The sequence below is a fragment of the Devosia sp. genome (assembly GCF_040509215.1).
GTDB lineage: Bacteria > Pseudomonadota > Alphaproteobacteria > Rhizobiales > Devosiaceae > Devosia.
In genome coordinates, this window is the sequence record NZ_JBEVLL010000076.1 from 37,097 (window position 1) to 48,347 (window position 11,251).

The following is an 11,251-nucleotide window of genomic DNA, read 5'->3' on the forward strand; positions in this document are numbered from 1 at the left end:
TCAGCCGTCAGAGGAGCCCCCGATGCGCCCCATACAATCCCTACTCGCGAGCACTGCGCTCTGTGCCGCTTTGCTGCCCGCCTTGGCGATAGGCCAAGAGAGCGGCTCCGTTGAAACCCAGGCGCCTAATGCGCCAGATCAGCGGCCGGCCTTTGAGGGCCAGACCCGCGCTCCGCAACCCCCGGAAGCGCCGCAGGTTGAAACGGCGGCCATAGCGGAAGATCTGCCCCAGCTCTGGTCGCTCGAATTCCTGCCAGATGGCCGCATGTTGGTGTCGACCAAAGCCGGTGACATCCATATCGTCACGCCCGACGGTGAGGTCGGCGGGCCGATTGCGGGCCTGCCCGAAGTGGATGCTCGTGGTCAGGGCGGATTGCTCGATTTGGCCCTGGCGCCCGATTTCGAGAGCTCGGGCCGCATTTTCTTCTCGTTCTCCGAACCGCGTGACGGCGGCAATGGCACAAGCGTTGCCTCTGCCGTGCTCTCGCCCGACGACGCCAATGGCGGCACGCTCGATGGCGTCAAGGTGATCTTCCAGCAGATGCCGGCCTACAACGGGGACAAGCACTTTGGCTCCCGCTTGGTCTTTGCGCCAGACGGCGCCCTCTTTGTCACCGTGGGTGAACGATCGGATGTCGAGACCCGCAACCAGGCCCAGGATGTGTCGAGCGGCCTCGGAAAGGTATTCCGGATCGACGTTGATGGCGCCCCACTGTCGGACAACCCCTTCACCGCGACCGAAAATGCCTTGCCCGAGATCTGGAGCCTCGGCCATCGCAACATGCAGGCAGCAGCGCTTGATGGCGAAGGTAGGCTCTGGACCGTTGAACACGGCCCGATGGGCGGGGACGAACTCAACCGACCGGAAGCCGGCGTTAATTATGGCTGGCCAGAGGTTACCTATGGGCTCGACTATAGCGGCGAGCCGATCGGCGATGGAATAACCGCCCTCGAGGGCACGACCCAGCCGGTTTACTATTGGGACCCTGTGATCGCCCCGTCGGGAATGGCCTTCTACGAGGGCAGTGAATTCCCGGAGTGGCAGGACGCCTTTCTTATCGGCGGCCTCGTCTCGGAAGGGGTCGTCATTGTCCATCTCGACGGTGACCAGGTCGTTCAAGAAGAACGCGTCCCGCTCGAAGCGCGGGTGCGCGATGTGAAGGTTGGGCCTGACGGCGCCGTCTATGCGGTGACCGAGAATCCCGATGCCGGGACTTCCTCCATCCTGCGTCTGAGCAAGGCCAGTTCGTGAACAAGACGATCTGGCGAGGCGGAATGCGCCTCGCCAAATTACTTGGTCGGTATAAACTTGAAAAATGGTGGCTATTAGCAGGTCAGTGCGTCCGGCCATTCGACTTCTACGCGACAAATGTAGTCTGTTCGTCACGCGTTAGCGGCGCATGGTGGAGATCAGGAACATTGCCAGCCCGATCGCCGTGAGGGCAAATCCGGCCCAGATTGCGGAGGAAAGGCCGAAACCCAGTTCGATGGCTGCGGCGCCGCCTTCAGCACCAACGGCATTGGCGAGGTTGAGGGCCGCCAGCGTCATTGCGCCAACTAGGCTCGGGGCTTCCGGGGCAAAACGCGTCATCCGAACCTGAATGGACGGAATGGCAATCATCATGGTGGCGCCGACGCCGAAGAGCCCGGGGAACAAGATCACGGGCGATGCTGCACCGAGAGCCAGGACAGCGAGCACGCCAAGAGCGCTACCGAAGCCGATCACCACGCCGCGGACTGGATCCTTGTCGGCGATGCGGCCGCCAATGGAGTTGCCAACTGTCATGCCGATGCCGAAGAGTGCCAGGGCGACGGCAATCAGCGAGGGGTCGAGCTGGGCCAGATCGGTCACGAAGGGGCCAATGAAAGCGTAGACTGCAAAGATGCTACCGACGCCGATCGCCGCAGAGGCGAGCACAGCCCAGACAGCCCCTCTACGCAGCGCACTCAATTCCTGCAGAACAGAAACACCATCCAACGCCTTGCTGCGTGGCACCATGGCAAAGATGGCGGCAAGGGCCGCGAGACCGATGGCGGAGATTGCAAGATAGGTTTCGCGCCAGCCAAAGGTCTGGCCTAGGAAAGTGGCGATCGGGGAGCCGAAGATTGTCGAGACGGTGAGCCCTGCCATGACCACGGCGAAGGCCTTGCCGGCATTGCTGGCCCCCAGAATGTGCGAAGCAATCATCGCACCGGCACCAAAATAGGCGCCCTGCGGCAAACCGCTGATGAAACGGGCGATGGAGAAGTAGCCCAGGCCGCTCGCCAGTGCGGACAGGATATTGCCGACGACGAACAGTGCCATCAGCGCCAGAAGCAATGTCCGGCGGTTTACCCGGGCGGCAGCAAGCGTGATCACTGGTGCCCCGACGATGACGCCGAAGGCATACGCCGTCACGGCGCCAGTCGCCTCTGTAACCGAAACACCCAGCGAAGCCGAGAACAGCTGGATGATGCCCATGCTGGCAAATTCCGAAGTGCCAATGGCAAAGGTGCCAAGCGCCAGGGCCAGGAGGCTCAGGGTTTTCCTGGCAGAGCTGACATTCTGGGATTCCACCGGCATTGCGGAGGCAATTTCGATCTGGTGGGGAGCGACGTGAAGCATGATGGTCTCCGTTCGTTGGGTTCAGTCTTTCGTTGACCCAACCTTGCCCCGCACGCGCCCAGTTGATTAGCCAGACGAGGTTCTCATCATCTTGGAATTGAATTCACGGCCAGCCCGGCGCTATAGTTTGGTGAAACAGCAAAGCTGGGTGACGCATGGACAATCGGGCGGGCGAAATGTCGGTCTTCGTGCGCGTGGTCGAATCCGGCAGTTTCAGCGAAGCGGCGCGCCTGCTGCACATGACGCCATCCACCGTTTCGAAACTGGTGGCGCGCATCGAGGCGCGGCTGGGCGTTCGTCTTGTAGAGCGCTCCACCCGCCAGCTCACCCTCACCAATGAAGGCCAGTTCTATTACGACCGCAGCGTCGAATTGCTGGGGCAGATCGAGGATGCCGAGCAGCAATTGGCCCAGGGCGGCGCCGAACCTGAAGGCGTCGTGCGGGTCAACTCCTCGGTGTCCTTCGGCAGCGCCGGCATCGAACCGCTTCTGCCAGCTTTCTGGCAGGCCTATCCCAAGGTGATCGTGGACCTCACCCTTTCCGACGACGTGGTCGATCTCTATCTCGAACGAGCCGATCTCGCCTTTCGCGTCGGCGCGCTTCCCGATTCCAATCTCATGGCCCGGAAAATCGGCACCACCCGGCGCCGCATCGTTGGATCGCCCGTCTATCTGGCACAGGGCGGCACACCGACGACACCAGCCGAACTGCTCGACCACAATTGCCTCGGCTTCAATTTCCGGCGCTCCAACCCGGTATGGCCCATGCGCGAGAGCGGTCGCATCGTGGAGCGCATGGTCAGCGGCACGCTGATCGCCAACAATGCCGATACCTTGCGCCGCATGGCCCTCTTCGACGTCGGCCTCATCCGCGTCGCCGATTATCACCTCCGCGACCACATTGCACGCGGCGAGCTCATCGAGGTGCTGGCCGATTCAGCGCTCTCCGAAGACGATGAAATCCATGCCGTCTTCAAGGGCGCGACGCATATGCCGGCCCGCACCCGCGTCTTCCTCGACTTTTTTGTTCCAAGACTGCAGGCCTTTCTACAGGGCAAATAGGGTCCGGCATCGATCGGACGCCAGACCCTAACTCATGCTTAGAACGGCAGCGGCGCTTCGGCGTTGACGAGACCAGCTTCGCGCAGATCGCGCCAGAAGGCGGATGGGATGGCTTCCCCCAACGCCGCGTGATCCTCGGCAATTCGCGCCGGCTTGCTGGCGCCGGGAATGACCGCGACCACCGCCGGATGCGCCAAGGCAAACTGCAACCCGGCGGCTTTCATGGATACTCCATGCTGTTCGGCACTGGCCTTGATCCACGCCACCTTGTCCCGGATCGCCGGCGTTATGGGCGCATATTCAAAGTTCGGTCCACCAACCAAGGCGCCCGAGCTGTATGGTCCGCCTACGATGATACCCAATCCCTCGGCCGCGACGGCCGGCATGACGCGCTCCAGCGCTTTATCATGATCGAGCAGCGAATACCGACCGGCAAGCAAGAATCCGTCAGGCCGAGGTTCATCAAGGCCAAGTATCAGTTCGATCGGCTCGACACGGTTCACGCCTAGTCCCCAGGCACCAATGACACCTTCATCGCGCAGGCGATCAAGGGCCCGAAACGCTCCCTTGCGCGCGGTTTCGAAGACGGAAAGCCACTCGTCGCCGTAGAAATCCTGAGCCACGTCATGCACAAAGGCGATGTCGATCCTGTCGATCCCAAGCCTTTTGAGGCTGTCCTCGATGGAGCGCAGCGTTGCGTCAGCCGAGTAATCATTGACGATTTTGTTGGGTCTGCCAAACTTGAAGACCTCGCCCTTCTCGCCGAGATCGCGCGTGCTGACGTCTTCGACCTCGTCTAGAATGAGCCGTCCGACCTTGGTGCTGATCACATAGTCCGACCGCGGCTTGTCGCTGAGCACCTGTCCCAACCGCAACTCGGCAAGTCCTGCGCCGTAGAATGGGGCGGTGTCGAAGTACCGAATGCCGCTATCCCATGCCGCTTCCACGGTTTCGCGGGCTTCGGCCTCGGGAATTTCCCGAAACATATTTCCCAGCGGCGCCGAGCCGAAGCCCACCGAACCCTTGATGATATCCTTCAGTGCCATAGTCATTCTCCAACACTATGTTCGCCGGCGCTGCGATGGATGCACGCCGTGTTCCGTGGGGCAGAAGATGTCCTCCTGGATGCCGGTCCGGTAGATAGCTGCTGTTCTGAAGACCTGAGAATTCATTTCACCCAACCACCTTCTCCGCCGACAGCGGTTGGTCGCGATGCACTGCCGTTCTCGCCGCATGGCATCCAAGTGCGTCGTTACCGGATGCTTCTCGTCGACCGAGCAGCGCGGGTGATACGAACTTTGGGAAAGTCTGGCACCGAAGACCGGTACGTGATTTGTTGTGCTGGGGTTGAGCTCGGTTGTTGCGGGCCAAAGCGACGCTCTTGGGAGGCAGAACTGCGCCGGTTTCTAGGTGAGCGCTGGGCATCAGTGTCGGCAATTCATGCCGCGATCGGCTTGATGCTGGTTTTTCTCGCCCTCTTCGTTTCGATCTTTGCCTATTTCATCGCCGCTGGCGTTCGTCAGACACAGCAAAGTCTGGAGGATCGCTCGCGAGCGGCCGCCCAGGTCGTCGCAACCAACGCCTATTGGATAAGCGAAGTCGCCAACCAGACATTGCGACGCGTGGATACGGCCCTGGGGCCGCAGATGCTGGGCAACAGCGAGTCCATTCAAGCGGTGCTGGACGGGTTGCCTTCGGTGGTTGAGGTCTATGTCATCGATCCCGAGGCCAACACGATCTATGCGACTGTGCCCGGCGCAAGCGCGATCTCCGTGGCAGACCGGGAGTACTTTACGTCACTGCGTGATGGTGCCGATTTCTATACTTCTCCGATGATTGTCAGCCGCCTGACCGGTGACCACATCTTCGTCTTCAGCAAACGCGTCGAGCGGAATGGCGCCTTCGCCGGTGCAATCATGGTTTCGTATTCTGATCAGCTACTCGCTGACCTCGCGGGCACGCTCGATCTCGATGCCGGCTCCACAATTGGTCTGGTTCGCGACGATGGGCAGCTGATGGCGCGCTTTCCGGCCCCTGATGGTGCTGTCGACCTGTCCGCCATGCCCCTCTTTACAGAGTACCTGCCGGCAAGTGCGCAAGGAACATACACTTCGGCCAGTTCGCCCGTCGATGGTATCGCGCGGGTCGTGAGTTACAGCCAGGTCGAGGGAACGTCGATTGTCGCGCTGGCCTCCGTCGCATCAACAGCGGTTTGGAATTCATTTCGAGCGGCCGTTCTGACCGTTCTTATCATCGTATCGCCGATCGTCGTCGGTCTGGCCCTAGGATGCTGGTGGATCGTTGTCCTGCTACGGCGGGACTCTCGTCAGGCTGCAGACATGACCATGCTCTTTCAGGAAATCCACCATCGTATCAAAAACAACATGCAGTCCATTCAGGCCCTGGTGGGGATGCAAGACATTCCGGATGCCGCGAAACGCGACCTTCGATCCCGCTTTTCGGCAATGGCTGCGATGCACGAGCATATTTACAAGCACGACCGCTACGTCAGCGTTGATGCCAAGGATCTGATCCCTGCGATCGTCGATGAGGTGGTGGTCGCCTATGGCTCCGACGCGGAGGTCAGCTACGAGTTGGCCTCGGTTCAGATCGGCCGGGACGAGGCTACGCCGCTCGCCCTGCTCTTGAGTGAACTTGTCACCAATTGCTTGAAGTATGCGTTTGGCGCGGGCGTGAAGGGACATATTTCCATCTCCCTCTCTCCAGCAGCAGATGGAATGGCGACGCTCATCGTTCGAGACAATGGCGTCGGCCTACCGGAAGGCGGGCGGACAGGCAGCATGGGTATGCGACTGATCAAGGGTGTCGTGTCTCAGCTGGAAGGAGAACATGTTTTCCGCAACGACGGCGGCGCCGTTTTCGAAGCCAAGTTGAGATTGAGCTAGCTTTCGCCTCGGTTGACATTGTCAGATATGTTTTGGCGGGCACGCATCCAAATTTGATTTGGTGCATTGAGAGTGACGGCGGAGTACCGCTGGCCAAACCATGGACGTCCGATGTCTCCGCCAATTTCAATCCTCGTCGTCGAAGACGAATTTCTGGTCAGGATGGATATCGTCGACAGGCTGGCAGAACTTGGCTTCGTGGTTCTTGAGGCGAGCAATGCCGACGAAGCCGTTGTCATCCTCTCAGAGAATCCGGAACTCCGAGTGATCTTCACTGATATCGACATGCCCGGAAGCATGGATGGTTTGAAACTGGCGCGGGCCGTCCGGGAACGGTGGCCGCCGATAAAAATCATCGTCACCTCCGGCCATAGAACCGTCAGCGAGGAAGACCTGCCGAGCGAAAGTCGGTTCTTTCCAAAACCCTACAGGGCTTCGGAAGTGGCGCAGGCCGCAACCGAGATGATGTCCTAGGGAACGCCGCCTCGAAGTACAGGCGTCAGCCAGTTAAGACACGTCACCTTCTGCCAACAACGTCCGCAATTGGACGAGTCGTTTTGGGTGCGTTGGGCGTTTCTAGGTTCTTTTCCGAAAGAAGGCGCTCTGTTTGGGTGTTCTCATCGCGAGGCAATCGCCCAGCCATGCCCGCATGCAATGACGCCCACCGGCATGCATAAACCCTGACAGCCAAATTCCTTTCACCGACGGCATATTTTCGGAACTCTGGTCGAGGTCGGGCGTTTTTGGCTGCTGATACCCCGCGCGAGCAGCCGCGGGCCGAGCAACTCTGGGGGCAGACTTGGACAATAGTGGCGGGGAAATAGCCCCAATCCTGACCATGATGTTTGAGCAAGCGCCGACCTTCATGGCGCTTCTGCGCGGCCCCGAGCATCGATATGAGGCGGCCAACCCCAGCTATCTCAGGTTGATCGGTGGCCGTGACGTGGTGGGTCGCACTGTGGCCGAAGCATTGCCTGACGCGGCCTCGCAAGGGTTTGTGAGGATTCTCGATCAGGTCTACCGCACCGGCGAGCCCTATACCGCCCAAGGCGCACCATTTTTTGCGCAACAGACGCCGTCATCGCCGCCTCGGGAGCATTATCTCGACTTCGTCTATCAGCCATTGCGCGGACCGGATGGCGCCGTCACCGGCATCTTCGTTGAAGGTGCCGACGTTACGGCGCGCACGCTCGCCGAGCGGGCGCAGCGCGAAAGCGAGGATCTCTACAAAGGGCTGTTCGATGCCATCGATGAAGGCTTCTGTATAATTCGCTTCTTCGACGGGCCGCATGGCCCCGACAGCGACTACATCCATATTCAAGCCAATGCCGCCTATGAACGGCACGCCGGCATTCCCAATGTGGTGGGGCAGAAGCTGCGTGAGATGGTTGGCGAGGAAGCTGACGCCTGGGTGGAACGTTATGGGGGCGTGCTGCGCACCGGCATACCCATCCGGTTCCAGCAGGAGCTCGTGGCCACGGGCCGCTTTCTGGAATTGGCTGCCATTCGCATCGAGCCTCCCGAGCGCAAGCTGGTGGCGGTGCTGTTCCAGGATATCACCGCCCGGCGCGAAGCGGAGATCGCCTTGGCGCAACTTAACGCCACGCTGGAAAGCCAGGTTCAGGATCGCACCGCGGAGCTGATGGCGGCGGAGGAAGCGCTTCGCCACAGCCAGAAGATGGAGGCGGTAGGCCAGCTCACCGGCGGGTTGGCCCATGACTTCAACAATATTCTGGCCGGGATCAGCGGCAGTCTTGAGGCCATGTCGACGCGTCTGACACAAGGACGCCTCGCAGACCTCGATCGCTATATCGCTGGTGCCGTTGGAGCCACGCGGCGAGCTGCGGGGCTCACCCAGCGTCTCCTCGCTTTTTCCCGCCGTCAGACTCTCGATCCCAAACCGGTCAACATCAACCGCCTCGTGGACGGTATGCTCGATCTGATCGGGAGGAGTGTTGGCCCCGGGATAAAGGTCGAGACGGTGGGTGCTGCGGGGCTCTGGACGAGCTTTGTCGATGTGGGACAACTCGAGAACGCGCTACTGAACCTTTGCATTAATGCCCGCGACGCCATGCCAGATGGCGGACGCCTGACCATTGAAACATCGAACCGCTGGATGGACGAGAAGGCCGCGCGGATGCGTGGGCTGGAGCCAGGACAGTATGTGTCCCTCTGTGTCTCCGACACCGGCACGGGAATGGCTCCGGATATCATCGCCCGCGCGTTCGATCCGTTCTTCACCACCAAGCCGATCGGCCAGGGAACGGGCCTGGGCCTATCCATGGTCTATGGCTTTGCCGGCCAGTCTGGTGGCGCGGCCCGGATCTACTCCGAGCTCAACAAGGGGACGATGATCTGCATCTACCTGCCCCGTCATATGGACGAGGCAGAAGCCGACGCCGAGCACCCGGAAGTTGTCGAGGAGACACCGCGCGCCGATGGCAACGAGACCATCCTGCTCGTGGACGACGAGCCGCTGATCCGCATGCTCGCCGCGGAGCAGCTCGAGGAATTGGGTTATGAGGTTGTCGAAGCCGGCGACGCCGCCTCGGCTCTGAAGCTGCTTTCCATGCAGAGAAAAATAAGCCTGCTGATCACCGACGTCGGCCTACCCGGCGGAATGAATGGGCGTCAATTGGCAGACGCCGCTCGGCAGGCGCGGCCGAACCTCGAAGTCCTGTTCATCACCGGATATGCGGAAAATGCGGTGCTAAACCACGGGCACCTAGATGCCGGCATGCACGTCATGACCAAACCTTTCCAGATGGACGCCTTTGCACGACGGGTGAAAGCGCTCATCGCTGAGCCGGAGTGACAGGAAGGTCACGCCTATCAAAACGGAGGAGCCGACGGGTGCTTTGGCAGAATGAGCCGCGCGAGGGTTTCTGATCGCCTTAACACTGATCTTGGGCGGAACCCCTCGCGATCACCATAAATGAGGATGCCCATGAGCGAGTTGGGCCCTAATGACTTCTTCGACAATGGCCGCATTGTCCAGAAGGAGCCCCGCGTGAAGAGCAACGAAAACGATCGCCTGATAACATTCAGCGACGGCGTTATCGCCATCACTATCACGCTGATGGCCTTTGAAATCCGGCTACCGGACAGCGCTGTACCATGGACCGACGCGACGCTGTGGCAAGCACTGCTCGACCTCTCCCCGCAATATCGGGCCTATCTGCTGAGCTTCCTGGTTATCGGCGTCTTCTGGCTGGGCCATAGGTCAAAGTTCACGCATATCACGCGCCACTCGCAGGCCCTGGTCTGGCTCAACATGTTGTTCCTCTGCGAGATAGGGTTCATGCCGTTCGCAACGGATGTCCTTGCTCAGAGCGGAGAGCGGCTCGCCACGATCCTTTATGCAGGAACGGTGGCGACAATCTCGCTGACATCTGGAGCAATGACCTTCTACGCCATGAGGGCGGGATTGGCAGAGACGCAGCACGACGCCATGATAAAGGCGATGCTGTCCATCCTCACCCCGGCGCTGGTCTTTTGCCTGTCCATCCCCATTGCGCTGTTTGATCCCCGGCTGGCGCAGTTGTCGTGGTTGCTTCTCATTCCCGCGAACATCCTGGCCGGGCGCTTTGGCCGCCAGCCGCAAAGCTAGCAGTCCATCAATTCTATTTTGACGCTCCACTTACGCCGGAAGCAGCCAATGACGAATACCTCTCACCTCGGCCAAGGCGCAAGCGCAGACATAGCCGACAAGGTCCTCGCTCTGGCCGGAGCCCTTCTCATCCTTGCAGTTCTCGTTGCCCTGCTTCGCGGCTTTGAGCACTGGGGTCAGCTCAGCCCCGTTGTCTGGGCACATCTGGCGACCGTTGTGCTCGCCTTGGCCATGGCTCCGGTTCAGTTGCTGCGGCGAAAAGGCGATCTCGTGCACAGGGTCATCGGCAGGATCTGGGCTCTGCTCTTGTTTGGAACCGCTTTGATATCCTTCGATATCCGCGAGCTTAATCATGGCAATTTCAGTCTGATCCACGGCCTTTCGGCTTTCACCATCATCTGTGTCCCCACGATGGTATGGGCGGCCAGGCGCGGCGACATCAGGACGCATCGCGGCTTTGCCCGCGGCCTCACGGCGGGCGCCTTGCTGACGGCAGGCTTTTTCACCCTGCTGCCGTCACGCATCCTCGGCGGCTGGCTATTTGGCTAGGTGTGCGCATCAGAACCGAAAGAGCGACGCCGGCCCGGTCAACGTTCACTGAAGAGATAAAGGTCCACCAGGCTTCGAACGTGGGCGAAAGCAGCGACCGCACCTTCCGCGACCCGGTCGTTTTCGTCGGTGCTCAGGGGGGCCGCATTCATTGCCGCTGTGAACTCACGCCAGTGCAGACCACGCCCATCGGGATGCCCTGCAAGGTGACGGGCGCCAAAAGTCTCACCCAGGCCAAGCTTCTTTGCTTCCTTGAGAAGGATCGCGGCGCCCAAGTTCGAGCCCTCTGCGGTGTAGAGCCAGCCCAATGCTGTCGGCAAATCGGTGATAGCCGGGGACGCTACTGTCTCAGGAATGGCAATACCAAGATCGGCGAGGTCCTGCGCAACCAGCGAGAGGCGGTCGCGGGCGGCGAGGTCGGGCAGCATCCTTCCCAAGTCTGCACGCTGGAAGCACGGGCTAACATCGGTATGGAACTGGTACTGAACAAGGGCGAAACGCCCATAGCTTTGCCGATTGG

The 11,251-nt window shown here is 60.5% G+C and carries 10 protein-coding genes; 7 read left to right on the top strand and 3 right to left on the bottom strand.

The features are described from left to right. Positions 1-22 precede the first annotated feature (22 nt). Positions 23-1,252 (top strand): PQQ-dependent sugar dehydrogenase, encoded by a 1,230-nt coding sequence (locus ABW043_RS04380; RefSeq protein ID WP_353920014.1) that lies wholly within the window; start codon positions 23-25, stop codon positions 1,250-1,252. 138 nt (positions 1,253-1,390) lie between these two features. Here ABW043_RS04380 and ABW043_RS04385 read toward each other — a convergent pair whose 3' ends face one another. Beyond that, on the bottom strand, positions 1,391-2,563 hold the full coding sequence (locus ABW043_RS04385) for an MFS transporter (protein WP_353920024.1): 1,173 nt from the start codon (positions 2,561-2,563) through the stop codon (positions 1,391-1,393). 197 nt (positions 2,564-2,760) lie between these two features. On the opposite strand from ABW043_RS04385, the gene ABW043_RS04390 reads away from it, so the two are divergent. After that, positions 2,761-3,666 (top strand): LysR substrate-binding domain-containing protein, encoded by a 906-nt coding sequence (locus ABW043_RS04390; RefSeq protein ID WP_353920015.1) that lies wholly within the window; start codon positions 2,761-2,763, stop codon positions 3,664-3,666. A 38-nt stretch (positions 3,667-3,704) separates the two neighbouring features. Here ABW043_RS04390 and ABW043_RS04395 read toward each other — a convergent pair whose 3' ends face one another. Beyond that, positions 3,705-4,712, bottom strand: coding sequence for an aldo/keto reductase (locus ABW043_RS04395; RefSeq protein WP_353920016.1), 1,008 nt, complete (start codon positions 4,710-4,712; stop codon positions 3,705-3,707). 48 nt (positions 4,713-4,760) lie between these two features. Between ABW043_RS04395 and ABW043_RS04400 the strand changes: the two genes are divergently transcribed. The 5 genes from ABW043_RS04400 to ABW043_RS04420 all read left to right on the top strand — a co-directional run bounded on the left by ABW043_RS04400 (position 4,761) and on the right by ABW043_RS04420 (position 10,731). Beyond that, positions 4,761-6,572 carry a sensor histidine kinase gene (locus tag ABW043_RS04400; protein ID WP_353920017.1) on the top strand — a complete coding sequence of 604 codons (1,812 nt, stop codon included), beginning with the start codon at positions 4,761-4,763 and terminating at the stop codon, positions 6,570-6,572. A gap of 111 nt (positions 6,573-6,683) precedes the next feature. Beyond that, positions 6,684-7,046 (top strand): response regulator, encoded by a 363-nt coding sequence (locus ABW043_RS04405; protein ID WP_353920018.1) that lies wholly within the window; start codon positions 6,684-6,686, stop codon positions 7,044-7,046. Between the two features lie 325 nt (positions 7,047-7,371). Next, the gene (locus tag ABW043_RS04410; protein ID WP_502908592.1) at positions 7,372-9,387 is read left to right on the top strand and encodes a hybrid sensor histidine kinase/response regulator; all 2,016 of its coding nucleotides are present in this window, start codon (positions 7,372-7,374) and stop codon (positions 9,385-9,387) included. A gap of 132 nt (positions 9,388-9,519) precedes the next feature. Then, positions 9,520-10,182: a TMEM175 family protein gene (locus ABW043_RS04415; RefSeq protein ID WP_353920019.1), complete on the top strand. Its 663-nt coding sequence runs from the start codon at positions 9,520-9,522 to the stop codon at positions 10,180-10,182. Between the two features lie 48 nt (positions 10,183-10,230). Next, on the top strand, positions 10,231-10,731 hold the full coding sequence (locus ABW043_RS04420; RefSeq protein WP_353920020.1) for a DUF2306 domain-containing protein: 501 nt from the start codon (positions 10,231-10,233) through the stop codon (positions 10,729-10,731). A gap of 38 nt (positions 10,732-10,769) precedes the next feature. Here ABW043_RS04420 and ABW043_RS04425 read toward each other — a convergent pair. Then, positions 10,770-11,251: biliverdin-producing heme oxygenase (locus tag ABW043_RS04425; RefSeq protein WP_353920021.1), on the bottom strand; the 482-nt coding region annotated here is incomplete at its 5' end.